Annotated in this window: 29 protein-coding genes; 8 read left to right on the top strand and 21 right to left on the bottom strand. The window is 72.0% G+C overall.

All coding sequences use genetic code 11. The features are described 5' to 3' along the window. Positions 1 to 13 precede the first annotated feature (13 nt). The 11 genes from murI to clpS form a co-directional block, all read right to left on the bottom strand. Positions 14 to 880: a glutamate racemase gene (murI, locus tag GNZ18_RS10430; protein ID WP_156216025.1), complete on the bottom strand. Its 867-nt coding sequence runs from the start codon at positions 878 to 880 to the stop codon at positions 14 to 16. Between the two features lie 199 nt (positions 881 to 1,079). Continuing rightward, positions 1,080 to 1,868, bottom strand: a complete 789-nt coding sequence (locus tag GNZ18_RS10425) for a thioesterase family protein (protein WP_156216024.1) — start codon at positions 1,866 to 1,868, stop codon at positions 1,080 to 1,082. Positions 1,869 to 1,994: 126 nt separating this feature from the next. Then, positions 1,995 to 2,942 (bottom strand): PLP-dependent cysteine synthase family protein, encoded by a 948-nt coding sequence (locus GNZ18_RS10420; RefSeq protein ID WP_156216023.1) that lies wholly within the window; start codon positions 2,940 to 2,942, stop codon positions 1,995 to 1,997. Between the two features lie 20 nt (positions 2,943 to 2,962). After that, the gene (locus GNZ18_RS10415; protein ID WP_156216022.1) at positions 2,963 to 3,235 is read right to left on the bottom strand and encodes a MoaD/ThiS family protein; all 273 of its coding nucleotides are present in this window, start codon (positions 3,233 to 3,235) and stop codon (positions 2,963 to 2,965) included. 127 nt (positions 3,236 to 3,362) lie between these two features. Beyond that, a complete protein-coding gene (locus GNZ18_RS43085; RefSeq protein WP_281377911.1) occupies positions 3,363 to 3,491 on the bottom strand; it encodes a hypothetical protein in 129 nt (42 codons plus the stop codon). Between the two features lie 48 nt (positions 3,492 to 3,539). Beyond that, positions 3,540 to 3,968, bottom strand: a complete 429-nt coding sequence (locus GNZ18_RS10410) for a M67 family metallopeptidase (protein WP_156216021.1) — start codon at positions 3,966 to 3,968, stop codon at positions 3,540 to 3,542. Between the two features lie 58 nt (positions 3,969 to 4,026). Then, positions 4,027 to 5,031, bottom strand: a complete 1,005-nt coding sequence (locus GNZ18_RS10405; protein ID WP_156216020.1) for an anti-sigma factor RsbA family regulatory protein — start codon at positions 5,029 to 5,031, stop codon at positions 4,027 to 4,029. Then, positions 5,028 to 5,849, bottom strand: coding sequence for an MEDS domain-containing protein (locus GNZ18_RS10400; protein WP_156216019.1), 822 nt, complete (start codon positions 5,847 to 5,849; stop codon positions 5,028 to 5,030). Before GNZ18_RS10400 ends, GNZ18_RS10405 begins: the two co-directional genes overlap by 4 nt. Positions 5,850 to 5,903: 54 nt before the next feature. Continuing rightward, positions 5,904 to 6,800: an MEDS domain-containing protein gene (locus GNZ18_RS10395; protein ID WP_156216018.1), complete on the bottom strand. Its 897-nt coding sequence runs from the start codon at positions 6,798 to 6,800 to the stop codon at positions 5,904 to 5,906. Between the two features lie 144 nt (positions 6,801 to 6,944). Continuing rightward, positions 6,945 to 7,475, bottom strand: coding sequence for a DUF2017 domain-containing protein (locus GNZ18_RS10390; RefSeq protein WP_156216017.1), 531 nt, complete (start codon positions 7,473 to 7,475; stop codon positions 6,945 to 6,947). 17 nt (positions 7,476 to 7,492) lie between these two features. Then, on the bottom strand, positions 7,493 to 7,789 hold the full coding sequence (gene clpS, locus GNZ18_RS10385) for an ATP-dependent Clp protease adapter ClpS (RefSeq protein ID WP_156216016.1): 297 nt from the start codon (positions 7,787 to 7,789) through the stop codon (positions 7,493 to 7,495). 95 nt (positions 7,790 to 7,884) lie between these two features. On the opposite strand from clpS, the gene GNZ18_RS10380 reads away from it, so the two are divergent. From GNZ18_RS10380 to GNZ18_RS10370, 3 genes are read left to right on the top strand one after another with little or no spacing between them, the layout of a single operon-like run. Then, positions 7,885 to 9,231, top strand: a complete 1,347-nt coding sequence (locus GNZ18_RS10380) for a nicotinate phosphoribosyltransferase (protein WP_156216015.1) — start codon at positions 7,885 to 7,887, stop codon at positions 9,229 to 9,231. Positions 9,232 to 9,273: 42 nt separating this feature from the next. Next, the gene (locus tag GNZ18_RS10375; RefSeq protein ID WP_156216014.1) at positions 9,274 to 9,849 is read left to right on the top strand and encodes an isochorismatase family protein; all 576 of its coding nucleotides are present in this window, start codon (positions 9,274 to 9,276) and stop codon (positions 9,847 to 9,849) included. A gap of 2 nt (positions 9,850 to 9,851) precedes the next feature. Then, positions 9,852 to 10,367, top strand: a complete 516-nt coding sequence (locus GNZ18_RS10370; RefSeq protein ID WP_312874418.1) for a gluconokinase — start codon at positions 9,852 to 9,854, stop codon at positions 10,365 to 10,367. Here the strand turns inward: GNZ18_RS10370 and GNZ18_RS10365 are convergent. Genes GNZ18_RS10365 through GNZ18_RS43080 form a run of 3 tightly spaced genes read right to left on the bottom strand, consistent with a single transcriptional unit; the run spans position 10,364 to position 11,640 of the window. Next, entirely contained in the window at positions 10,364 to 10,846 is a 483-nt protein-coding gene (locus GNZ18_RS10365) for an SMI1/KNR4 family protein (protein ID WP_216651230.1), read from the bottom strand. The two genes, GNZ18_RS10370 and GNZ18_RS10365, sit on opposite strands and share 4 nt — an antisense overlap. After that, positions 10,847 to 11,374, bottom strand: a complete 528-nt coding sequence (locus GNZ18_RS10360) for an Imm21 family immunity protein (RefSeq protein WP_173390721.1) — start codon at positions 11,372 to 11,374, stop codon at positions 10,847 to 10,849. It lies immediately after the preceding gene. A gap of 8 nt (positions 11,375 to 11,382) precedes the next feature. Beyond that, entirely contained in the window at positions 11,383 to 11,640 is a 258-nt protein-coding gene (locus tag GNZ18_RS43080) for a polymorphic toxin-type HINT domain-containing protein (RefSeq protein WP_216651229.1), read from the bottom strand. A 40-nt stretch (positions 11,641 to 11,680) separates the two neighbouring features. Here GNZ18_RS43080 and GNZ18_RS43075 point away from each other — a divergent pair, with 40 nt between their 5' ends. Together GNZ18_RS43075 and GNZ18_RS10350 are read left to right on the top strand one after the other, a co-directional pair. Continuing rightward, positions 11,681 to 11,815 carry a hypothetical protein gene (locus GNZ18_RS43075; protein WP_281377937.1) on the top strand — a complete coding sequence of 45 codons (135 nt, stop codon included), beginning with the start codon at positions 11,681 to 11,683 and terminating at the stop codon, positions 11,813 to 11,815. After that, a complete protein-coding gene (locus GNZ18_RS10350; protein ID WP_173390720.1) occupies positions 11,812 to 13,557 on the top strand; it encodes an alpha/beta hydrolase in 1,746 nt (581 codons plus the stop codon). The genes GNZ18_RS43075 and GNZ18_RS10350 overlap by 4 nt, the downstream gene beginning before the upstream one ends. Positions 13,558 to 13,566: 9 nt before the next feature. Here the strand turns inward: GNZ18_RS10350 and GNZ18_RS10345 are convergent, their stop codons facing one another. From GNZ18_RS10345 to GNZ18_RS10330, 4 genes are all read right to left on the bottom strand, one after another. Further along, the gene (locus GNZ18_RS10345; protein ID WP_173390742.1) at positions 13,567 to 15,309 is read right to left on the bottom strand and encodes a DEAD/DEAH box helicase; all 1,743 of its coding nucleotides are present in this window, start codon (positions 15,307 to 15,309) and stop codon (positions 13,567 to 13,569) included. Between the two features lie 36 nt (positions 15,310 to 15,345). Beyond that, positions 15,346 to 16,182, bottom strand: coding sequence for a zinc metalloprotease (locus GNZ18_RS10340; RefSeq protein ID WP_312874417.1), 837 nt, complete (start codon positions 16,180 to 16,182; stop codon positions 15,346 to 15,348). Positions 16,183 to 16,510: 328 nt separating this feature from the next. Then, complete coding sequence (locus tag GNZ18_RS10335; RefSeq protein ID WP_214617220.1) at positions 16,511 to 16,771, bottom strand: DUF3039 domain-containing protein; 261 nt, start codon at positions 16,769 to 16,771, stop codon at positions 16,511 to 16,513. A 10-nt stretch (positions 16,772 to 16,781) separates the two neighbouring features. Further along, a complete protein-coding gene (locus GNZ18_RS10330) occupies positions 16,782 to 17,357 on the bottom strand; it encodes a YqgE/AlgH family protein (protein ID WP_156216008.1) in 576 nt (191 codons plus the stop codon). Between the two features lie 191 nt (positions 17,358 to 17,548). Between GNZ18_RS10330 and GNZ18_RS10325 the strand changes: the two genes are divergently transcribed. Then, complete coding sequence (locus GNZ18_RS10325; RefSeq protein WP_156216007.1) at positions 17,549 to 18,184, top strand: hypothetical protein; 636 nt, start codon at positions 17,549 to 17,551, stop codon at positions 18,182 to 18,184. A gap of 88 nt (positions 18,185 to 18,272) precedes the next feature. On the opposite strand, the gene GNZ18_RS10320 is transcribed toward GNZ18_RS10325, so the two are convergent. The 3 genes from GNZ18_RS10320 to GNZ18_RS10310 all read right to left on the bottom strand — a co-directional run bounded on the left by GNZ18_RS10320 (position 18,273) and on the right by GNZ18_RS10310 (position 21,429). Then, positions 18,273 to 19,676: an NAD-dependent malic enzyme gene (locus tag GNZ18_RS10320; RefSeq protein WP_214617221.1), complete on the bottom strand. Its 1,404-nt coding sequence runs from the start codon at positions 19,674 to 19,676 to the stop codon at positions 18,273 to 18,275. Between the two features lie 100 nt (positions 19,677 to 19,776). Beyond that, positions 19,777 to 20,424 carry a cytidylate kinase-like family protein gene (locus tag GNZ18_RS10315; protein ID WP_214617222.1) on the bottom strand — a complete coding sequence of 216 codons (648 nt, stop codon included), beginning with the start codon at positions 20,422 to 20,424 and terminating at the stop codon, positions 19,777 to 19,779. 45 nt (positions 20,425 to 20,469) lie between these two features. Continuing rightward, positions 20,470 to 21,429: a tetratricopeptide repeat protein gene (locus tag GNZ18_RS10310; RefSeq protein ID WP_173390719.1), complete on the bottom strand. Its 960-nt coding sequence runs from the start codon at positions 21,427 to 21,429 to the stop codon at positions 20,470 to 20,472. 434 nt (positions 21,430 to 21,863) lie between these two features. Between GNZ18_RS10310 and GNZ18_RS10305 the strand changes: the two genes are divergently transcribed. After that, positions 21,864 to 22,688 (top strand): ATP-binding cassette domain-containing protein, encoded by an 825-nt coding sequence (locus tag GNZ18_RS10305; RefSeq protein WP_156216260.1) that lies wholly within the window; start codon positions 21,864 to 21,866, stop codon positions 22,686 to 22,688. Continuing rightward, a complete protein-coding gene (locus GNZ18_RS10300) occupies positions 22,681 to 24,021 on the top strand; it encodes a hypothetical protein (RefSeq protein WP_216651228.1) in 1,341 nt (446 codons plus the stop codon). Before GNZ18_RS10305 ends, GNZ18_RS10300 begins: the two co-directional genes overlap by 8 nt. Position 24,022: the final 1 nt, after the last annotated feature.

Genomic DNA, 24,022 nt, shown 5'->3' with positions numbered 1-24,022 from the left:
TGTCCCCGAGGAATCAGGTGGTCAGTGCCTTGCTCAGGGCGGTACCGGCCGAGGGGGGACGATGGACGGGGACGGCGCCGGTCTCCACCGCGCCGATCTCCGGCCCGAGGAACCGGCGGCCGAGCGCGGCGAAGACGCCGGGGTCGCCGGTGGCGCGGAAGCGGTGCGCCGGCTCCGGCGTCGGCTCCGCGCGGGCGAGCCCACGGTCATGCAGCACCCGGTACACGTCCTTGGCGGTCTCGTCGGCACTCGATACCAGTGTCACCCCATCGCCGACCACATAGGAGATCGCGCCCGTGAGGAGGGGGTAGTGGGTGCAGCCGAGGATGAGCGTGTCGCAGCCCGCGTCGATGATCGGCCGGAGGTAGCCGCGCGCCGCGTCCAGCAGCTCGGGGCTCATCGTCACGCCCTCCTCGACGAACTCGACGAAGCGCGGGCAGGCGGCGCTGACGAGGTCGATGTGCGGGGCGGCGGCGAAGGCGTCCTCGTAGGCGCGGCTGTTGACGGTGGCCTCGGTCGCGATGAGCCCGACCCGCCCGTTGCGGGTGGCGCGGGCGGCACGCCGGGTGGCGGGGTTGATGACCTCGATGACCGGGACGTCGTAGCGCTCGCGCGCGTCGCGCAGCATCGCCGAGCTGGCGCTGTTGCAGGCGATCACGAGGATCTTCACGCCCTCCTCGACCAGCCGGTCGAGCATCTCCAGCGCGAACGCGCGGACCTCGGCGATCGGGCGCGGCCCGTAGGGCTGGCGCGCGGAGTCACCGAGGTAGAGGATCGGCTCGTCGGGGAGCTGGTCGAGAATGGCCCGCGCGACGGTGAGACCGCCGAAGCCGCTGTCGAAGATGCCGATCGGGGCATCCGCGCCCGGTGACGTTGACATGGTGTCCAAGGCTAGGCGAGTTCGCGACGCGGAAGCACGCCATGCGGTGTACATCACATGGTCATCCCCAGGAAATAGGCGCAGTTCACGCGGGTCGCGCCTGGTCGTTCGGCCGGACGTGGCGAAACGCCGGTGAAACGCCTCACGCCGGATCCGGGAGGGGGCGCGTCCGCAATTCCCGGTCCGGATGGGGAAGCGGTCAGCGCCCTTCGCGGGCGATCTGCCGGCTCTGCGCGACGAGGCGTCCGGCGGAGTCCCAGACCTCGACCTCCTCGTCGAACCAGCCGCCCGACAGCAGCCGCCCCGAGCCGTGCAGGGCGAGCCAGCCCGGCGCGGGGACGGCGCGCAGGTGCCAGGTCAGCTCGACGGTGGGCGACCAGCCCTTGACGCCGAGGTTGAAGACGACGGGCGGGAGCGCGTCCACGGCGAGCGCGAGCGCGAGCGCGTCGGGCTCGTGCGGGTCGCGGAAGCGGAACCAGGCGCGGATCTCCGGCCTGCCGCTGGGCCGCCCGTCCAGCCAGCCCATGGTGGCGCGGTCGAAGCGCATGTCGAGCTGGGTGGCGATGCCCTCGTCGCCCGGGTCCGGCTGGTAGTCGGCGCACTCCTCCAGCGGCGGCAGCGGCGGGAGTGGCGGGGTGTCGCTCCACGAGGGCTCGGCGGCGCCGTCGAGCGTGCCGGTGGTGATCAGCGCGTCCACCGCGCGGCGCCCGTCCTGGACGAGCGTGACCAGCGACGTCGCGGCGGTGCGGCCGACCTTGCGCGGCTCGACGATCACCTCGGCGGGGCCGGGGCGCGCGACGCGCTGGAAGGTCGCGGCGGTGGAGACGGGGTGGGCGTGCGGGGAGACCTCCACGGCGGCGCGGCCGAGGATCGCCATCAGGTAGCCGCCGTTGATCGCGTCGGCGAACCCGAACGCCCCGTCCAGGACGGTCTCGTACCGCCCCTCGGCCACCCGCCGGACGGCGGTGGAGTCCCCGAACCTGCTCATCCGTACCCTCCCCGGTCCCGCGCGGCGGCGTGCGGCCGGCACGGTTCTAGAATCACGTTCCAGGACGAGACTCTACCGCGCCGACCGAACCGCGTTCGCTGGGGAAGGCCGGCGCCGGATCCGGGATCAGGCCCAGAGCTGGCCCTCCAGGCGCGCCTCGGCCTCCTCCAGGGTGCCGCCGTACGCGCCGGTGGACAGGTACTTCCATCCGCCGTCCGCGACGACGAACACGATGTCGGCGCGCTCACCCGCCTTGACGGCCTTGGCCGCCATGCCGAGCGCGGCGTGCAGCGCGCCGCCGGTGGAGATCCCCGCGAAGACGCCCTCCTGTTCGAGCAGCTCACGGGTGCGGCGCAGCGCGTCCCTTGAGCCGACCGAGTACCGGGTGGTCAGGACGGAGTCGTCGTAGAGCTCGGGGATGAAGCCCTCGTCGATGTTGCGCAGCCCGTACACCAGCTCCCCGTACCGGGGCTCGGCCGCGACGATCTTCACGCCGGGGACGTGGTCGCGCAGGAAGCGCCCGACGCCCATCAGCGTGCCGGTCGTGCCGAGCCCGGCGACGAAGTGGGTGACCGACGGCAGGTCGGCGAGGATCTCCGGGCCCGTCGTCTCGTAGTGCGCGAGCGCGTTGGCCTCGTTCCCGTACTGGTAGAGCATCACCCAGTCGGGGTTCTCGGCGGCCAGGCCCTTCGCGACGCGGACGGCCTCGTTCGAGCCGCCCGCCGCCGGGGAGGAGATGATCCGCGCCCCCCACATCTCCAGCAGCTGGCGGCGCTCGGCGGAGGTGTTCTCGGGCATCACGCAGATCATGTTGTAGCCGCGCAGCTTGGCGACCATGGCCAGCGAGATGCCGGTGTTCCCCGAGGTCGGCTCCAGGATCGTGCAGCCGGGCGTGAGCAGCCCGTCCTTCTCCGCCTTCTCGATCATGTGGAAGGCGGGCCGGTCCTTCACCGAGCCGGTGGGGTTGCGGTCCTCCAGCTTGGCCCAGAGCCGGACGTCGGCGGACGGCGAGAGCCGCGGCAGCCCGATCAGCGGGGTGCCGCCGAGGGAGTCCAGCAGCGAGTCGAAGCGCATGAGATCTGCCCGCGGCCGGCTCAGCCGCCGGCGACGGCGGGGAGGATCGTGACGTTGTCGCCGTCGCCGACCGGGGTCTCCAGGCCGCCGAGGAACCGCACGTCCTCGTCGTTGAGGTAGACGTTGACGAACTTGCGCAGCTTGCCGTCGTCCACCAGCCGGGCGCGCAGGCCGGGGTGGCGCGCGTCCAGGTCGGCGAACAGCTCGTCGAGCGTGCCGCCCTTGCCGTCGACGGCCTTGGCGCCGTCGGTGAGGTTGCGCAGGATCGTCGGGATCCGGACCTCGATCGCCATCGCGATGATCTCCTTAGGTCGTACGGGGCTCCCCGCCCCAGCGTGACAACCGGGCGGGGCGCGCGGGAATTCCGGGCGCTGGATTCGGGCGCGTCAGCGGCACGGCGCTGCGCGGCGGAGACACGCGTCAGCGACAGTCGTAGACGACCTCGGCGCGCGAGTGCCCGAACAGGAAGCTCTGCACGGGCGGCACGGCGGCGTTGAGCGCGGCGCGGACCCGGCGCCGCGCGCCCGCCCTGTGCCCGCTCGTCCCCATGACGACCAGTTTACCGGCCCCTCTCCCGCACGTCAGCGCCCGGCGCCCTCAGCCGTAGGACTCGACGATCTCGACCTCCTCCTCGACGATCTCCCCGTCCACCAGCAGGTAGGAGCGGACCTCCGCCTCGTCCGGGTCGCGGGTGGAGACCAGCAGCCGGTGGACGCGCGGGTCGGCCAGCGGCGAGCGCAGGTAGGCGAGGTCGGTGCGGGACGGGTAGGCCGCGGTGGCGGTGTGGGAGTGGTAGTGGACGATCATCTCCTCGTCGTTGTCGTCCATCTCCCGGTCGACCTGGAGCCACTCCCGGCTGTCGAAGTTGTGGTAGGTCGGCGAACGCTCGGCGTTGGTCATCGCGATGAACCGGGTGGGCCGGTCCGACCCGGCGGGCCCCGCCACGATCCCGCAGGCTTCGTCGGGGTGGTCGGCGCGCGCATGCGCGATGATCTTGTCGACGAGGGCGCGTTCGATCCTCAGCATGCCCCGAAGATTACCGGGCGCCGCCGGGGCGCCCGGGTGCCGGGGGACACGGGGTCGGTCACAGCTTGACGTGCATGCGGAGGCGCGTCCCGTCCACGCCGGTGCGGATCTCGACGATGTGGCACAGCCGCCGGACGGCCCACATCGCGGCCTCGTGCCGGCGCCGTCCGTGCGGCGGCGCGTAGCCGAGGAACCGGTCGGTGAGGACGCGGCCGGGGTCGCTGACGTCGCAGAGGAGTTCGCCGTCCTCGGCCCACACCCACAGCGCGCCGCGCCCGCCGCCCTCGCGGATGATGTTCGTGGCGACCTCGTTCACCGCCAGCACGAACGGGAGCGAGCGGTCGCCGGGCAGCCCGAGGCGTCCCGCCTCGGCGGCGAGGAAGTCGCGCAGGGCGGGCAGCTCGCCGGTGGAGAACGCCTTGCACGCGGCGGCCGCGGGCGGCTGCGAGAGCGGGACCGTGTTGCACTCGTCGTAGAAGTCGGCGGGGTCGGTGAAGTGCGCGCTCGGCACGCTCCCGTCCGGCCCGGCGAGTTCGGGATGGGTGCGGGACGCGTCGGCCACGACGTGCCCGGGCAGCGCGGACGCGTCGTACAGGCACATGATCGCGGTCGGCGTCCCGGCGAAGGCGACGTTGAGGATCGCCTCGTGCCGCTTCCACTCGCGGACCTCCAGCGCCGTGCGGCCCGTCCAGACCGGCTCGGTGAGCAGCCGCACCCGCCCGCGCGGCCACCAGTCGGCGCGCGTGCGGTCGAAGCAGGTGGCCAGCGCGTGCATCGGGCCCCCGAACCAGCCCCCGGCGTCGAGGAACTCGACATGGGAGGCGGTCTCGGCGCCGAGCCGCCCGCCCAGGAACGCGGTCACCTCCGGCGCCGCGACGACCACCACCGCCTCGCCGCCGCGGCATCCCGCGCGCAGGTAGGGGACGGCGGTCAGCTCAAGCTCGCGCCGCGTCCGGTAGACGAGCGCCTGGTGGACGAGCACGTCGGCGCCCTCTCCCGGGGCGGGCGCGGCCGTGTGGTCGGCCACGGGCCGGGCGGGCGGCTCTGCGGAGAACCCGATCATCCGGTGGCCTCCAGGACGATCCCGGGCGAGTCCCGCCAGCCGGACACGCGCAGCATCAACTCCACGCAGCCGGGCGTCGCACGCAGGATGATCTGCCGGTCGAGCACGGCGGTCGACCGGTTGGCCTCCACCAGGCCCCGCACCCCTTCCAGGTCGCAGAAGTCGAGCCGGGACAGGTCGAGGCACAGGTGCGCGGCGCCCTCGTCCAGGTCGCGCAGCGCCGCGACGAGCGCGGGCAGCGTCGAGGCGTCCAGCACGCCCGACAGCCGCAGGCCGGGCGGCGCGAACAGCGGCGCGATCGTCAGGACGCCGTCGTCGAACACGTCGTCGGCGCGGACGCGCGCGCCGTGCCGCTCCTCCAGCGCGGGCAGCCGCCCGGCGTCGAACCAGCGCAGGTCGTACTGGCACAGCGCCGTCACCCGGGGGCGGTGGGCGCCGACCAGCCGGTCGACCGCGTCCTCGAACGCGGCGAACCGCGCGGTGCCGGGCCGGCCGCGCGGCGCGGCCGACGCCTCGACGGTGAGCCGGACGCCCGCGTACCCGCGCCGCAACGCCGACCGGACCGCCGCGCGCGGGTCGCCGCACGCGGGCAGGACCTCGATGCGGTCGTCGGCGCCGAACACGGCGCGCAGCCGCCGCTTCGCGGTGTCGGGCCCGGCTTCGGCGAGGTAGAGGACGGCGTCCCCGGCGCGCAGCCCGTCCCAGACGAACGCCGTCATGATCGCGTCACGTTCCGCCGGATGGTCGTAGGCAAGGCAGGCGTGGTCGCCGGGGAGCATCGCGCCGACCGCCGTGCGGGACTGCTCGGGGTGCGCCATGCGACCTCCTCAGGGAGCGCCGGTCAGCCGCCAAGGTACCAACGGGGAGCGGGGTCAGCCGGGCGCGTCCTCGACCGACACGCCCGGCAGCGCCACCAGCCCGGACGAGCGGAGCCGCTCGGCGATCACCGGCGGCACGGCGCGCAGCAGCAGCCCCCGGTCGGGGCCGAGGTCGGGGCGGTCGGCGCGGGTCAGCAGCCGCAGCCCGCCCTCGTCGCAGTCGGTGAGGCCGCCCAGGTCCAGGCAGAGCAGCCCGGTGCGGGTCGAGATCGACTCCAGCACCCGCTCGGCCGCCGGACGCGTCGCCGCGTCGATGACCCCGGCCAGCTCCGCCCCCGGCGGCCCGAAGATCGGCGTGATGCGCAGCGTCCCGTCGTCGTGGTAGTCGTTCACCCGCACCCGGCCCATGTGGCAGGACTCCAGGTCGGCCAGCCGCGCGGCGCCGAACCAGCGCCGGTCGAACTGGCAGATCGCCATCGCCTTCAGGTCGTCGGTCATGAAGACCTCGTCGAGCATCCGCTCGAAGTCGCCGTGCTGGTCGGTGCCGGGCCAGCGGCGCAGCGAGAACCGCGCCTCCCCGGCGATCCGCACCCCGCGGTACCCCTGGACGAGCGCGAGGTCGATCTCCGTCGCCATCAGCTCCAGGCTCTCGCGCGGGTCGAAGCGCCCGCTGGCGAGGAAGGTCTCCTCGGCCGTGCGGACGACGAAGTGGCCCGCCTCCATCGCCTCGGTGAGCTCGGCCCCGGGCACGGCCCGCTCCTCCCCGAGCAGCCAGCCGAGCACGTCGGGGGCGCCGACCGCGTCGGAGATGTAGATGACCTTGTGGCCCGCGCGCACGCCGTCCCGGACGTAGTCGGCCATGATCGACCGCCGTTCCTCGTCGTTGTCGAAGAACAGGCACAGGTGGTCGCCGAGCCGCATGTCGCCGACGGCCTTGTGCTGTGCGGACATCGGGGCCTCCGGGGTGCGGTGTCGGCTCGTCCGGGCGGGGCCTCGGCGCCCCGCGGGGGTGAGGACCCGCGTCCCACGCTAGCCACGCCCCGCACCGGCGTCCCGACAATCGGTGATGTCGTCCGTGGCCGGGTACGGCCGAGATCACCAGAGGGCGCGGACGAGCCCCTCCTGCAGCATCGTGAGCCAGTCGTAGGCGGCGAACATCGGCGTGCGCGGGTCGCGCGGGTCGAGCCGCGCGGCCTCCTCGTACCACTCCTCGCCGATGTCGAGCCGGGTGCCGAGCGCGAGCCGCACGTCGTTCAGCGCGCGCAGCCACGCCTGCGCCTGCTTGTCGTCCAGCACGGTGTCGGAGCCGGTCTCGCCGAGCGAGCCCAGCACCGTGGCCGCGGCCTCCCGCTTGCCGTCGCGCAGCCCCATCTCGGTGTAGCGGCGGAACTCCCCGGCCGCCTCGCCGTCGTCGCGGTAGGCGTCGGGGAACAGCCGGGCGAGGACGGGGTCGTCGGACTTGGTGGCGTTCTCGGAGATGCCGATCGAGGCGAGCCCCTCCCCGGAGTCGCCGGGCGTGTCGCCGATGAGCGCGATCAGCTGCTCCATCAGCGCCCGGACCAGCGCGGTCTCCTCGGCCTCCAGCCGGACCCTGATCCCGTGCCGGGTCTTCTTCACATCGCTCATTGACGCGCCCAGGCTTCTCAGTCGTCCCGCTTCACGGTGGCCCAGAGCCCGTAGGAGTGCAGGATCTCCACGTCTCGTTCCATCTCCTCGCGGGTGCCGTTGGCCACGACCGCGCGGCCCTTGTGGTGGACGTCCAGCATCAGCTTCTCCGCCTTGGACTTCCCGTATCCGAAGACGGTCTGGAACACATACGTGACATAGGACATCAGGTTGATCGGGTCGTTCCACACGATCGCCAGCCAGGGCCGGTCGGAGCTCACGTCCTCCGCCACGTCCGGCCGTTCCAGCTCGACCGGCGCGGGCGCCGTGCTCATGGCGCTCATTTGGCCGTGTCTCCCCTTTCCCCGTCGGTCGGTCCGCCCAGTCCCCGATGCTATGCGTCCGGCCGGGTGTGATGGCCTGCACGTCCATGGTGCACACAGTGAGCCGTAAGGTTCCACTTGTGGACCTTGGTGACGGCACCGCCCTGCTGACCGACCGCTACGAGCTGACGATGCTCCAGGCGGCGCTGCGCAGCGGCACCGCCGACCGCCGCGCGGTGTTCGAGGTGTTCGCGCGCAGCCTGCCCGCGGGCCGCCGCTACGGCGTCGTAGCCGGTACGGGACGGCTGCTGGACGCCATCGAGGCGTTCCGGTTCGGCCGCGCCGAGCTGGAGTACCTGACCGCGAACGGCATCGTGGACGAGCCCACCGCGCAATGGCTGGAGAACTACCGCTTCTCCGGACACGTCTGGGGTTACTCGGAAGGCGACTGCTACTTCCCGGAATCGCCGATCCTGGTGGTCGAAGGGACGTTCGCGGAGGCGGTCCTGCTGGAGACGATCGCGCTGTCGATCCTGAACCACGACTGCGCGGTCGCGTCCGCCGCGTCCCGGATGGCCCAGGCGGCACAGGACCGCCCCCTCATCGAGATGGGCTCCCGCCGCACCCACGAACACGCCGCCGTGGCCTCGGCCCGCGCCGCCTACATCGCCGGTTTCGCGACGACCTCCAACCTGGAGGCGGGACGTCGCTACGGCGTCCCCACGGCGGGGACCAGCGCGCATTCGTTCACCCTCCTGCACGACAGCGAGCGGCACGCGTTCGAGGCACAACTCGCCTCCCTGGGCGAGAGCACGACTCTCCTGGTCGACACCTACGACGTGGAACGGGCCGTCCGCACGGCCGTGGAACTCGCCGGGCCCTCCCTCGGCGCGGTCCGGATAGACAGCGGCGACCTGGGCGTGATGGCGCGCAGCGTCCGCGACCAACTCGACTCCCTGGGGGCCCACGACACCCGGATCGTCGTCACCGGCGACCTGGACGAGTACGGCATAGCGGCCCTCGCGGCAGCCCCGGTCAACGGCTACGGCGTGGGAACATCCCTGGTCACAGGCTCAGGCGCGCCCACGGCCTCCCTGGTCTACAAACTCGTGGCCCGCTCCGACACCCCGTCCGCCCCTATGCGTCCCGTGGCGAAACGCTCCCCGGGCAAGCCGAGCCGAGGCGGGCGCAAGGCAGCCGTCCGCCGCATAGACGGCCGAGGCACCGCCTACGCCGAGATGGTGACCACGGGAGAGCCGGCCCCGGGCCCCAACGACCGCGTCCTCCTCGCCCCCCTCGTCCGGGACGGCGAGGTAGTGGGCCGCGAACCACTCCAGGCCGCCCGCGAGCGCCACGCCGCGTCCATCGCCGAGCTCCCGCCCACCGCGCTGCAACTCTCCAAGGGCGAACCGGCCGTCCCCACCGAGTTCATCGACGGCGGCCCGCGCCACTGAGAGGCGCCTGGGGTAGCGTCCACCGTAGGGAAGGGAGAGGCCATGAAGGCTCTGATCATCGTGGACGTCCAGAACGACTTCTGCGAGGGCGGCTCACTCGCCGTCACGGGCGGCGCCGACGTGGCCACGGCGATCTCGGGCCACGTCGCGGCGCACCGTCCGGACTACGCGCACATCGTGGCGACGCGCGACTTCCATCTGGACCCCGGCGGCCACTTCTCCGAGACCCCCGACTACGTCGACACCTGGCCGCCGCACTGCGTCATCGGCACCCCCGGCGCCGATTTCCACCCGAACCTGGCGCTCGCCCCCATCGAGGCGGTCTTCAGCAAGGGCCGCGAATCCGCCGCCTACAGCGGCTTCGAGGGCACCACCGACGACGACGTCCCCCTGGCCGACTGGCTGGCGACCAGGCACATAGACACAGTGGAAATCGTCGGCATAGCCACGGACCACTGCGTCCGAGCAACAGCGCTCGACGCCGTCCGCGCGGGCCTGAACACCACGGTCCTCCTAACCCTGACCGCCGCCGTGGCCAAGCCCACCGCCGACAGAGCCCTGGACGAACTCAACGACGCGGGCGTCACCCTCACCGGCACCCCCGTAGTGAGCCCCTGACAGTGCCACCCCAGATCATCCTGATCGCCGGAGTATCCGGCAGCGGCAAAACAACGGTAGGCACCCTCCTGGCCGAGCGCCTCAACTGGGACTACGCGGAAGCCGACACGTTCCACTCCCCCGCCAACATCGCCAAGATGAGCGAGGGCCACCCCCTCACCGACGAAGACCGCCTCCCCTGGCTGAACGCGATAGCCGCCTGGATGGACGACCGCCTAAAAACGGGCCGCCCAGGCGTAGTAACCTGCTCCGCCCTGAAACACTCCTACCGAAAACTCCTGACCAACGGCCGCCCCGAAGTCCAAATAATCCTCCTAACCGGCGACCGAGAAACCCTGGAATCCCGCCTGAAATCCCGCACAGGCCACTTCTTCAACCCAACGCTCCTGGACACCCAACTAGCAACCCTAGAACCCCCCACCTCCACCGAGAACATCCCAACCCTCCCCATAACCAAAACCCCCGAAGAACTAGCAACCCAAATCATCAAAGCAACGTCCGCCCAACCCCGCCCCTAATCGTCTCCAGCAAACCGCTCACACAAAACAAGCCCGTCAAGAAACCCCGAGAACGAGTCCGCCACCCGACGAGGAACCCTGTCCTCATCGACATAGGCGACCACCGGCTCCCCCAACGGCCCGCAACCCGAGTAATCCAGCATCACAGCATCATGACCGGCAGACGGCGTCATGAAAACAACCACGCCGATATCCGGATATCCCCACTCCCTGATCAAACAAGCACTCCCCATGCCGGACGGCGAATCAATCCCCCACTCGCCGCCGATCCCCAGCAGGACCTCGACGCAAAAATGGTCCGATGCCCAAGAGGTAGAGAACTCGGTAGGGTAACAACGCTTCCTAAGCACCCCACCGTTACGCCGGCGCAGAACCTCCACATAACGCCGAGGCAACCGATACCCAAGCCCCCTCTCCGCCCGATCGATCAAGGCGGTGCACACCTCCGGGCCCGTATAGCAGTCGTTCTCCTCGAACACTCAGCCGCACCCCTCACCTCTCGCCCGACAGTCGAGATATCTCAGGCGAAGCAACTGCAGGGCAGTGTCATCATCCGGCTCGACTTCCCCACGTGCCGCCTCAACGATAATTCTTCCCTCGCGCAATGAAATTCTCAGAGAATCTTGGCGAGAGACATCGGAGCCCGAGAGAACCGGATCAAAAAGGATTAATGCTCCATCGACTTTCCACTCCGCTACCGGGTCCCAAATAGTCTCCGCGAGATCCATCTGCTCCAGGATTCGTATATCGAAGTCGAACCCTGCAAGCAACCGGACAAGCATCCCGAGTGGTTCGACGTAGCTGGTCGCAGCCGGCTCTTCAGCCAGAACGAGGGCCTCAGTGGTACCGACCGAAATCACTCCCGCATGGCCGCCAACCCCACAGGCGCGACCATAATCCCCCCACTCCTCAACTTTATCCGCCTCGGAGTAACTAGACCCTTTCCAAAGCAGGAGCACCGACTCGGGAACAAGGATCAGCGGCCCTCCCTGCGTTTCTACCCACATATGAGCCCCTACGACTTGGGCGCCAACAGCCCCGACGAGCGCTCCCCCCATCCCGATGGGAGATTACCCGCCAGCACGTAGTAGGTGTGATCGTCTTTGACGGTCAGGTTTCGAACGTGTTGCTGCTGCGTCCAGGCGCCGATGGCGGTGATCTGGATGTGGGTGCCGGCGCTGGTGCGGAGCCACATGCCGGGTTTGAGCTCGCCGGCGCTCATCCAGCGTTGCTGGTCCCCGACCCAGAAGGGGTGGTTGTCGGTCGCGATCACGAACGCCGGTCTATGACCTGCGCGGCCGTCGGTGTCGGCGGTGACGGGGTATGACGCCGAATCTTTGCACCATGGCGACGGCGCCTTGCTGGAGATCAACGACAACGTCCTGCATGATCAGTACCTGCTGAACTTCCAGCGCGTATGGATCTCTCTGCCCGAGGCCGGCCGATGAAGCGCGTCGTCACCACCCTTCTCGTTGCGGTCATCGTCCTGGCGGGTGGAACCGTTGGTGCACGCGCTGCGGAAATCCAGCAGGGCACCTACGCTTACGGCACGCACCAGCGGCAGGTCCTGGACGCCTACTGGCACGCGGCGTCCACGCCGCAGGCGGGTCTGATCCTCGTGCACGGCGGGGCCTGGAACGGCGGCGGCAGGGGTGGAGGCTGGGCCGAGACCGCCCGCTGGTACGCCGACCAGAAGCTGGCCGTGTTCTCCATCGACCACCGGTTCAACACCGATGTCGTCTGGCCCGGTCCCCGTGACGACGTGCTCGCCGCCATCCGCTGGATCAAGGCGGAGGCGGCCCGGTTCGACCTCGACCCCGACAAGCTCGTCATCATGGGTTCGCAGGCCGGGGGGCAGTTGGCGACCGCCGCCGGGACCTACGGGGCCGGTGGCTCCACCGTGCGCGGGGTGATCGGTCTGTCGGCGATCGCTTCGCCCTACCGCTCCTGGGGCGGCGCGCCGCATGACACCTCGCCCGCGCTCCGGCGCAAGATCAGGGACAACGCGGTGATCCTGGCCCGGTGTCACCCGGTCGAGTCCGACCAGCCCTGCTGGAGCCGCTGGGCCGACACCGTCACCAAGTCCCGCGCGTCCGCCGACGACGCCCCGATGTACCTGCTGACCGCCGAGCACGACCCGTATGTCTCCGCAGGTCACGCTGATGACCTTGCCGCAGCCCTCCAGGCCGCGGGTGTGTCCGTCACCACCGAGACCGTCGCGGGATCGCAGAGCGGCGGCCACCTCCTCACCGACGTCACCAAGCCGAAGACGCTGGCCTGGATAAGGGCGCGCACCTCGTCGCCACCGCCCGCCGAGAAACCGGTCGGCGACCCGCCCTCACCCGTCCGGAAGCACCCCGCGACGATTCCGGACGTGGACGCTCCGGTGCGACGGCTGTTCCCCCGGCCTGTCGCGACCGTCGAGACGACCCACGCCTACGGCGAGCATCCGCGCCAGCAGTTGGACGCGTATTACCAGTCCGGCCCAGAACCGCGGCCCGCGCTCATCGTCGTTCATGGAGGGCACTGGTACGAGGGGGACAAGCAGGATTGGGCGGGCACGTCCCGCTGGTTCGCCGGCCAGGGATACGCCGTGTTCTCCGTCGACTATCGCCTCAACACCGACGCGCCGTGGCCCGCCCAACGCGACGACCTGGACTCCGCCATCGCCTGGATCCGCCAGAACGCCGCCGCATTCAACATCGACCCGGGACGGATCGTGATGCTCGGCTCATCTGCCGGGGGCCACCTCGCCACCATGGCGGGAACGCATGGGAAAGGGAGCGACCTTGTTCGTGGGGTCGTCGCGCTCTCGCCCGTCGCCGATCCGGGTCTCGGCTACGCCGCTGGGCAGGCCGCGGGCGCGACCGCCGCGCAGGTGAAGCTTCGCGACAATGCCACCCTTCTCGCGCGCTGCTCGCCCGCCCCCGACAGCGCCTCCTGCTCCGGGCAGTGGAGCGACGCGGCCGCCCGGTCCCACGCCGGCGAAGGCGATTCACCGATGTACCTCGTCCATTCCCAACAGGACTTCGTTCCCCCGGCGCACTCCACGCAGCTCTGCTCCGCGCTCACGCAGGTCCGTGTTTCCTGTACCGCTGAGACGACCGCGGGCAGTTATCACGGCGGCGCGCTTTTTCAGGTGCCGGGGCTTCGGGACAGGGTTCTGGGGTGGCTCAGGGCTCATGATTGAGCCGGGGGGTCAGGGGCGGCGTTTGGTCGCCCATTCTCGGATCTTGGTTATGCGTTTGCGGATGTCCTCGGCGCTCGCCTGGGCTATGGCGGGGCCGCCGCAGGAGCGGCGCAGTTCGCTGTGGATGACGCCGTGGGGCTGGCCCGTGCGGTGGTTCCAGGCGCCGACCAGGCCGTTCAGTTCGCGGCGGAGGGTGGCGAGGTCTTCGGCGGTGGTGCGGTCGGCGCGGGGGTCGCCGGTCTTCTTCTTGCGCTCGCCCGCCATCTGCTCGGCCTGGCGTTTGCGGAGGAGGGCGGTCACCTGTTCGGGTTCCAGGAGGCCGGGGATGCCCAGGTACTCCTCTTCTTCCGCCGAGCCCGGCTGGGCGTGCATGCCGAACTCGCCGCCGTCGTAGAGGACGCGGTCGAAGGTCGCGGACGCCTCGACGGTCTCGAAGGCCAACTCCTCGCCGACGTCGGGGGTGTCCTGCCGGCGGTTGGCCTCGGCGATCAGGTCGTCGTCCAGGCCGTCCTCGCGGACGGGGCGGTCGAGGACGTGGTCGCGCTCGGTCTCCATCTCGGCGGCGTGGCCCATCAGGGTCGGCACCGAGGGCAGGAAGACCGAGGCCGTCTCGCCGCGTTTGCGGGCGCGGACGAAACGGCCGATGGCCTGGGCGAAGAACAGCGGTGTGCTGGTGGACGTGGCGTACACGCCGACCGCGAGGCGCGGGATGTCGACGCCCTCGGAGACCATCCGGACCGCGACCATCCAGCGGTCCTCGGTCTCGCCGAACTGCTTGATCTTCTTGGACGCGGTCGGGTCGTCGGACAGGACGATCGTCGCGCCCTGGCCGGTGACCGACCGCAGCATCTTGGCGTAGGCGCGGGCGGCCTCGTGGTCGGAGGCGATGACCAGGCCGCCCGCGTCGGGGATGGCGCGGCGCAGTTCGGTCAGCCGGCGGTCGGCGGCGGCGAGCACCTGCCCGATCCAGTCGCCCTTCGGGTCGAGCGCGGCGCGCCATGCCTGGGAGGTCTGGTCCTGGGTGAGCGGTTCGCCGAGGGTCGCGGTGATCTCGTCCCCGGCGCGGGTGCGCCAGCGCATCTCCCCCGCGTACGCCAGGAAGATCACCGGACGGACGACGCCGTCGGCCAGGGCGGGGCCGTAGCCGTAGGTGTAGTCGGCCCGGCTGCGGCGGACGCCGTCGGGCCCCTCCTCGTACTGGACGAACGGGATCGGGTTGATGTCGGTGCGGAACGGCGTGCCCGAGAGGGCCAGGCGGCGGGTCGCGGGCTCGAACGCCTCGCGGACGGCGTCGCCCCAGGACAGGCCGTCGCCCGCGTGGTGCACCTCGTCGAAGATGACCAGCGACTTGCGCGACTCGGTGCGGTTGCGGTGCAGCGCCGGACGCGCCGCGACGGTCGCGTAGGTGACGGCCACGCCGTCGAAGTCCTTGCCGACCGGGCCGTCGCCGTTCTGGTACTCCGGGTTGATCTTGATGCCGACGCGGGCGGCGGACTCGGCCCACTGCCGCTTGAGGTGCTCGGTCGGGCAGACGATCGTGATCGCGGCGATCGCGCGGCGCTCCATCAGCTCGCGCGCGAGGCGCAGCGCGAACGTCGTCTTCCCGGCGCCGGGCGTCGCGACGGTGAGGAAGTCGCGCGGGCCCGGCTCCTGGCCGCTCTCCCCGAAGTACGCCTCAAGCGCCTGCTGCTGCCAGGCACGCAGGGACGACGCGGTCCCCCAGGCGGCCCGCTCGGGGAAGGCGGGGGGCATGCTCGATGCGGCGAAGGTGCTCACGGTCATTGAAGGCTACCGAGCCCCACCGACAGATCGCGCCCTCGTCGTCGGTTCTGTGCGGAGATCTACAGCTTTGGCGCGGCGGTTCGGGGCGCGGTAGGCGGCCCACGCGGCGCGGACGCGGCGCCCCTGACCTGCGGTGAACTCCCGCATGCAGGCGTCCTGCGCGTAGTCCATGAAGTTGTGGACGGGGTCGCCGCCGCGTTGCGGACACGAGTTCCGGCCGCTCGGACAGCCCGTCGCGGGCTCCGCCTCGTACGGGGTGTCGGCCACGCCGTCGCCCGGCGGCTCGCAGCCGTTCTCGAAGGTGTGCATCAGCCCGAGCCAGTGCCCGATCTCGTGGACGGCCGTGTAGCCGCGGTCGAACCCGCGGTTGGAGCCGCCCGGCAGGCTGCGGTAGTCGACGACGACGCCGTCCATGCGGGGTTCGCCCCGGTACCACTGGGGGAACGTGGAGAAGCCGAGCATGTCCGTCCCGACGGCGGCGGAGAAGATGTTCAGCGTGCCGGGGCCGCCCCTGCGCAGGCGCCGTTTCATCTCGCCCTCGTGACGCTGCGGGTGCCAGAACCACGATTCCCTGTCGGTGACGTCGTATCCGGCCAGGCGGAACCTGACCCCCGTGTCGACGCCGCCCTTCCTGCCCCCGTACGCGGCGTTCAGGGTGGAGATCTGCCGCCGGACGGTGGACGGCCCCACCCGTCCCCGCCGCCCGCTGGAGATCGCGTGGAAGCGGACGGGGACGACGACGCGGCGGCGGCTCATCCGGAGCGCCGCGTCGACCCGGTTCTCGTCGTCGGTGCCGAACCTCTCCCGGAGCGTGCGGCGGAGGTCGGCGAGCAGGGCGTCCACCTGGCGCGGATCCAGGTCTTCCCCGTCGCGCCTGGCGTGTCTGGCCGCGCTCTGGCCCGCCCCGGAGCGGGTGGACGCCGCGCAAGGCTCACCGCCCCGGCGGATCTCGTCACTTTTCGAACTCGAAGCAGCACACAGCGTGACCAACAGTGCGCATAGCGAACCCACGGCAAACCGCCGCATCCATTCCCCCCGTACGGTCGTTCGGCGATCCCTCGATGAAACGCGATGATCCCGCGGTCGGCCCGCCACCCCGCCGACCGCGGGATCACCCTGGCATGTCGCCGCCCGTCAGCGGCCGTCCACGCCGGTCGTGCTCAGTGCCCGCTCAGTCGTCGCCCTGCTTGCCCGGCTGCATGGACTCGTAGATCTCCTTGCACTCCGGGCAGACCGGGTACTTCTTCGGGTCCCGGTTGGGCACCCAGACCTTGCCGCACAGCGCGATCACCGGCGTGCCGGCCACCGCGCTCTCGGTGATCTTGGCCTTCTTCACATAGTGGGCGAACCGCTCATGATCGCCGTCACCGTGCGAGAGATCAGGCTTGACATCACTCTGGGTGTCACTGTCGGGAAGGATCTTCGTACTCACGGAAATCACCTTAGTTCAGCGTCGGGTCCTCGGGAAAAGTGGAGACGAAGGCCAGGTCGCCGTCCTGGCGCCGCAGCACCTCCTGCCACAGCCGGTCGGGGTCGGCGGCGAACACGTCGCCGGCCTCGGCCTGCACCAGGTACCACGCCCCGTCCTCGATCTCCGCGTGCAGCTGGCCGGACGACCAGCCCGCGTAACCGGCGAACACCCGGAACTGGAGCAGCTCGGGCGCCAGCAGCGCGGGCGGCGCGTCCAGGTCGACGAGCCCGACCCTGGCCACCTCCGTGCCGCCGTCCAGCGCCCGCCAGCCGAGCGGCTCGTCCTCGCCGGGAAGGCGGGCCAGGGCGAGCGCGTTGTCGAGCGCCACCGGACCCCCCTGGAACACCACCGAGGGACCCGTGACGAGTTCGGCCCAGGGAGGCAGGACCCGGTCGACCGGAACCTCCGTCGGCCGGTTGAGGACAACCCCCAGTGTGCCCCCCTCCAGGTCGTGCTCGACCACCAGGACGACACTGCGCCTGAAGTTGGGATCCTCAAGTTGGGGGGTGGCCACCAGCAGGAGGCCCACCCTGATGCCGTCTTCCATGGACCCCATCATGCGTTGCCCGGACCCCCGGCGGCACGTCCCCGTGCTCGTTAGCCTGTTACGCATTCCTATCGATGGGGATATCGGCACGGCAAGGACCTAGGTCCCAGAATGATCTAGCATCATCGGCCACCCGTGCGGTCCTCCGGCCCGCGGGCCGGAGAGGCCCGACCGGGCCGGGGAGGAACGCGATGCAGTTGCCCAGGGTCGTCATCGCCGGCGTGTTCTTGGTCATCGCGGCCCTGATCGCCGTCCCCGCGGTGTGGAAGGCCACGTCGTCGGACTCGCGCGCGGCCACCTCGGAGACGCCCTCCCCCAGCCCCTCCGGCGACGGCGCCTCGCCCTCGGCGTCGCCGAGCGGGCCGTCCGGCCCGGTGGGGCAGCCGCTCTCGGCGAGCGTCGGGGCCGTGTCCTGCCCGTCCCGCGAGGTGCGGGTCACCATCCGCAACACCGGCGGCCAGCGCGAGGACTACGGCGTCGAGCGCAACGACGACGGCGGCCCGGTGGCCGGGAAGATCGCCGCCCGCACGACCAAGACGGTCACCATCCGGCTGCGGGAGGACCGCCGCACCCGCGTCCAGGTGAGCTGGGCGAACAAGCCGATCGAGACGCGGACGCTCAAGGCGAACTGCAAGAACGCGGGCGGTGGCGGCGCGCCGCCCGAGACCCCGCCGAGCAGGCTGCCGCACACCGGTCCCGACAACGGCGTCCTGTGGGCGCGCGCCGCGACCGGCGGCGCCATCGTGCTCACCGGCCTGATCATCTTCTGGTACGGCGGGATCTGGCCGCGCCGCCGCGAGCGGATCTTCGCGAAGAAGGCCGACTGACCGGCCACGTCGGCCGACCGCCCACCGAGCCGGGAGCCGGAACAGCCGCCGGGGTTCGCGCCGAACCCCGGCGGACCGTTGCGGGGCCTCAGACCTCGGTGCGCGGACGGCCGCCCGCCGCCTCGCGGACGGCGCCCGCGACGCGGCCCGCCACGTCCGGGTGGAAGACGCTCGGCACGATGTAGTTCGGGCCCAGCTCGCCCGGCGTGACGACCTCGGCGAGCGCCTGGGCCGCCGCGGCGAGCATGCCCTGGGTGACGCCGTCGGCCTGCGCGTCCAGCAGCCCGCGGAAGACGCCGGGGAAGGCCAGCACGTTGTTGATCTGGTTCGGGTAGTCGCTGCGGCCGGTGGCGACGACGGCGGCGTGCTCGCGCGCCTCGTCCGGCGAGACCTCGGGCTCGGGGTTGGCGAGCGCGAACACGATCGCGTCGTCGTTCATCGTCGCGATGTCGTCGCCGGTGAGGATGCCGGGCGCGGACACGCCCACGAACACGTCGGCGTCCTTCACCGCGCCGCGCAGGTCGCCCGCGTAGCCGGCCTCGTTGGTGTGCTCGGCGATCCAGCGGAGCGAGTCGTCGAGGTCGTCGCGGCCCAGGTGGACGGCGCCCCGGTAGTCGCAGACGACGAGGTTGCGCGCGCCCGCGTGGATCAGCAGCTTCAGGATCGCACTGCCCGCCGCGCCCGCGCCCGCCATCGTGATCCGCACGTCGGCGATGTCCTTGCCGACGACGCGCAGCGCGTTGGTCAGCGCGGCCAGCACGCAGATCGCGGTGCCGTGCTGGTCGTCGTGGAAGACGGGGATGTCGAGCAGCTCGCGCAGCCGCGCCTCCACCTCGAAGCAGCGGGGGGCGGAGATGTCCTCCAGGTTGATGCCGCCGAACGCGGGCGCGAGGATCTGGACGGTCCGGACGATCTCGTCGGTGTCCTGGGTGTCGAGGCAGATCGGCCACGCGTCGATCCCGGCGAACCGCTTGAACAGCGCCGCCTTGCCCTCCATCACCGGCAGCGCGGCCTCCGGGCCGATGTTGCCGAGGCCGAGCACCGCCGACCCGTCGGTCACCACCGCGACGCTGTTGCGCTTGATCGTCAGCCGCCGGACGTCCTCGGGGTTGCGGGCGATCGCCAGCGACACCCGCGCCACCCCGGGCGTGTAGGCCATCGACAGCTCGTCACGGGTGCGCAGCGGCACCTTGGACTGCATCTCGATCTTGCCGCCGAGGTGCATCAGGAAGGTCCGGTCGCTGACCTTGTGGATCTTGATGTCGTGCATCTGCTCCAGCGCGGCGGCGATCGCCTCGGCGTGCTGGGTGTCGCGGGTGGCGATCGTGACGTCGATCCGCAGTGTCTCGTGGCCCGCCGTGTTGACGTCGAGGGCCGTCACGATCCCGCCCGCGTTCTCGACCACGTGGGTGATCTGGCTGACGGCACGCCCGCCGGCCGGAACCTCCAGGCGGACGGTGATGGAGTACGACACGCTCGGCACGCTCGCCACGACAACTCGCTCCCTTGCTACCGGGTACGTCCCTGTCCCGGCCGTATCGTCCCACGAGGGGGCGACGCTCCGGGGGCCGCGGCCCGGCCTCCCCTGCCGCTCAGCACGCCCGTGCCGCACCGACGATGAGGTCGGCCGCGGCGGGGACGGGCAGCCTCGTCGTGTCGATCACGAGGTGGTAGAGCCGCGGGTCGGCGGGGTCGGCCCCGTAGAAGTGCTTCACGTAGGCCGTGCGGGCGCGGTCGTTGTCGTCGAGCATACGCTCCACATCGCGCTCCGGTGCCCCGCTCCCGCCACCCGGCATCTCGGACGCGGCGAGCAGCAGCCGCCGCTCCCGCGGCCCGTCCAGCCGGACGTGCAGCGCGTCCGGGCGGTCCGCGAGCACCACCGCCGCCCCGCGGCCGAGCAGCACGCCGCCGCCGGAGTCGGCGGTCCTGGTGATGATCTGCTCGGTGTGCTCGACGAACTCCTCGGGCGGGACGATCGTCCGGTCCGGGAGGTAGACCTCCATCGCGCCCATCGCGACCGTCGGCAGCCGCGCCGCCCCGGCGAGGATCCGCCCGAGGCCGCGCTCGGCCCGGCCGTCGTGGGCGAGCGCCTCCTCCAGCGTGCACCCGATCTCGCCCGCGACGATCTCGGGGATCGCCCGGTCGAGGAAGGGCAGGCCGAGGGCCCGCGCCACCATCGGGCCGACGGCGGCGCCGCCCGCGCCGAAGGTGGCCGAGATCGTCACCACGCGTACGTTCACGTTCGTCTCATGCCCGTTTCCGCGCCCGGCACGTCCTGGCCCGGCTCAGAACAGGGCGGCCTGGAGCGAGCGGCGCGCCTTGGCGATGCGCGGGTCGTCGGCGGGCAGGAGGTCGAACAGCGACAGCAGGTGCTTGCGCGCCGCGTCGCGGTCGTCGCCCGCGCTGACGCGGACGGCGTTCAGCAGCCGCGCGAAGGCGTCCTCGACCCGGCCGGACATGATCTCCACGTCCGAGGCGTTGATCTGGGCCTGGACGTCGCCCGGCTTGTCGACCGCCTCCTGGACGGCGCGCTCGGGGTCGAGCGCGCGGACCCGCAGGCTCAGCTCCGCCAGCCCGAGGCCCTGCTTGGCCTGGACGTCGCGCGGGTTGGCGGTGAGGAGCCGCTGGAACTCGGCCTTGGCCGCGTCCAGGTCGCCGCGGGTGAGCGCGTCCTCGGCCGCCGCGTACGGCGAGTCGGCCGGGGCGTCCTGCGCGGCGCCCGGGACGGCCTGCTCGCCCTCCGGCGCGTCCGGGAGGATGCCCTCCTTGCGCAGCGCGTCGAAGAGCTGGTCGACGGCCTCGCGCACCTGCGCCTCAGGGGCCGCGCCGTTCAGGAACGGCAGCAGCTGCCCGCCGACGACGGCGGCCACGAACGGGATGCCCCGCACGCCCATCTGCTGCATGTACGCGCCGAGCTGCGGGTTGGCGTCGATGTCGACCTTGGCCAGCACCCACTTGCCGGCCGCCTCGGCGGCGAGCTTTTCCAGGATCGGGCTGAGCTGCTTGCACGGCCCGCACCAGTCCGCCCAGAAGTCGACGAGGACGGGGACGGACTGCGACCGCTCCACGACCTCGGTGTTGAAGGTCTCGTCGGTGACGTCCACGACGTACTGGCCGGCCGCGCCCTCCGCGGCGCCCGCGGCCGCGCCGCCGCCCTGAGCCTGGCGTTCCTGCTGCTTCCTGGTGGCGGCCTGGCGGGCCCCCAGGTCGATGGCCCCGTGCAACGAAAAGTCCCGAGAAGGCATGGGACCATCCTGCCCCATGACCGCCCCCGCCTGTACGTCCGTCCGCTCCCAGCGGAGCGCGTCGCGCCCCGCGCGGCGTCCGGGGCGCTTGATCGGGTGCCCGACTCGCCTGATCCCTCCGCCGCCGTAGCCATTGTCCGGCTTTTACGAATTCTCACGTCCGCCGCCCAAGGCAAAGAATTCAGGCGCTCCGCCGTAAGGGCAAAAAGATTGCTGACAGCCATCACCAAGCCCGGTTATAGTCACGACGTCGATGCATCGCGGCACGGCAAAACAGGGCCCCGGCGCCCGGGACGGTCACCAGCGTCCCGTCCGCCGCGGCGGGCACCGGGTGGCGAGGGGAAGCGCCGGTGCGCCCCGTCCGCCGCGACCGCACGACGATCAACGGGGGGAAACAAGTGATCGCGGAGCATTCCGCGATCGTGGCCCGAGGAATGGGTGTCCGCCGCGGGGGGCGGTGGCTCCTGCGCCCGGTGACCTTCGGGGTGCCCGAAGGCGTGGTCGGCGTTGCCGGTCCACCTGGTGTCGGTAAATCCACTCTGCTGGCCACGTTCGCGACCTTGCGCCGGCCGCACACCGGCGCGCTAAACATTCTGGGGCACGACACCGCGCACGCCGCCGGCGTGCGCGCCGCGCGGGCCCGGATCGGCTACCTGCCCGGAAGGCTGTCGCGCAAGCAGAACATGACCGCGGGAGAGTTCGTCTCCTATGCCGCCTACTACCAGCGCGCCGGCGCCTCGGCCGCGCGCGACGTGATCGCCCGGCTGGACCTCGCCGAGGCGGCGGGCACGGAGCTGTCCCTGCTGCCGCCCGACGTCCGGCTGCGCGCGGGCGTGGCGGCGGCGTGCGTCCACTCGCCCGACCTCGTCCTGCTGGACGACCCGTTCGCCGAGCTGTGCGCGCCCGGCGCGGGGGCCGAGGCCGGGGGCGGGGCGGCCGCCATGGCGGAGCTGATCCCGGTGCTGCGCTCGCTCGCGCCGACCGTGGTCGTCACCGCCGACGCCGCCGGGACGCTCACCGGCTGGTGCGACCTCCTGCTGGGGCTCAGCCGGGGCAGGCTCACCGAGCTTCCCGCCCGCTCGGCCGCGCGGGTCCCTGCCGACCGGGCGGCCGGGCGCCGCGTCCCGCACCCGCGGGACGCCCGCGCTCCGGCGGCGGTACGGGAGCCCGGCCGGCGGCGCGCGGCCCGGCCCGTGCTGGCGCAGCTGACGAGGTTCCGGATGCCGCGCGCGCCCGCCGGGAGCGGCGCCGGTGTCTGAGCTGGGGCGCGTGCTCCGGCTCGACGCCCGCCGCGCGGCGCCGCTGGTCGCGGTGCCGCTGCTCACCGCGGTCGGGATCGCCGCGTCGGTGCCGTCGTTCGTCGCGTCCGTCGCCTACTGGGACGAGTCGCTCGTCACACTGCTCAACGCCGTGCGGCTGCTCGGCCCGGTCGCCGCCGGGCTCGCGGCGTGGACGGCGGTGCGCGAGCGCCCCCTGGACTACCTCCGCGAGCTGACCGCGCGCTCCCCGGCCACCGGCGTGCTGTTCGACCTGCTGCTGCTGTCGGTCGCCGCGCTCGTGTCCTTCCTCGCAGTGACGGCCTCGGTGGTCGTCGTGGCGCTGCTGCGGCAGGAGGCGGGGCGGCCGCATCCGCTGGGGCTGGCCGTGGGCGCCGGGGCGCTCGTGCTGCACATCGTCGCCGGGTACCTGTCCGGACGGGTCGCCCCGCACCGGACCACCGCGACGGTCGTCCTCGCGGCCACGTCCCTGTGGGCCGCCCTGCGCGCGCCCGGGGTGTCGTGGCTGAGCCTGCTGCCCCCGGCGGCGTTCCCGCACCTCCCCCTGTTCACCGCGCTGCGTCCGGCGGTGCTCGCCGACCAGGCCGTCTGGACGATCGGCATGACGGGAGCGCTCGTCCTCGGCTACGTCGTGTGCGCGACCCGGCGCGTGATGCTCCTCCTGCCGCTCGTGCTGGTGATGGCCGCGATCGTCGCCGCGACGCTGCGCCTGCACGGGACCGGCGGCGGGGCGACGTCACCCGCGCCGGCGAAACCGGTGTGCCGCGTCTGGCCGCTGACCGTCTGCGTGCACCCGGCGCTGCGCGGCGCCCTGCCCGCGCTGATGAGCGCCGCGACCCCGCTCGCCTCCCGGCTGGACGGGACGCCCGGCGCGTTCACACGGGTGGAGCAGCGCCCGTCCTGGGCCCCGGCCACCGTGACGGACGGCGTGGCCGCGATCCACCTCGACGAGCGCCTCGCGCCGGGGTTCGAGGGGCGCGCCGTCCGGCAGATCCGGGACGGGCTGATGGACGCGAGCGCGTGCGCGGCTCCGCGGCGTCCGGTCTCGGAGGGCTACCGGAGGCTCGTCGACGCGTGGCTGGCCGGGGAGGAACCGCCGAGCATCCCGGACGTGCGCGCGGCACGCCGCTTCACGTCCTGGGGCGAGCAGCGCCGCCGCACCTGGCTGCGCCTGCACTTCGCGTACTACCGGGCGTGCGCGCTGGGCCCGCAGGACTTCGACGGCTGGGACGTCCCGCCCCGGCTGTTCCCCAAGTACGCGACACCGGCGGCCGCGCCCCCGGCCCCGCCCCGGATCGACCTCGGCGCCCGGTAGA

The sequence above is a fragment of the Actinomadura litoris genome (genome assembly GCF_009733595.1).
In the GTDB taxonomy this organism is placed as follows: domain Bacteria; phylum Actinomycetota; class Actinomycetes; order Streptosporangiales; family Streptosporangiaceae; genus Spirillospora; species Spirillospora litoris.
The sequence above is the reverse complement of the archived record's forward strand: the minus strand, read 5'-3'. Positions and strand labels throughout refer to the sequence as shown.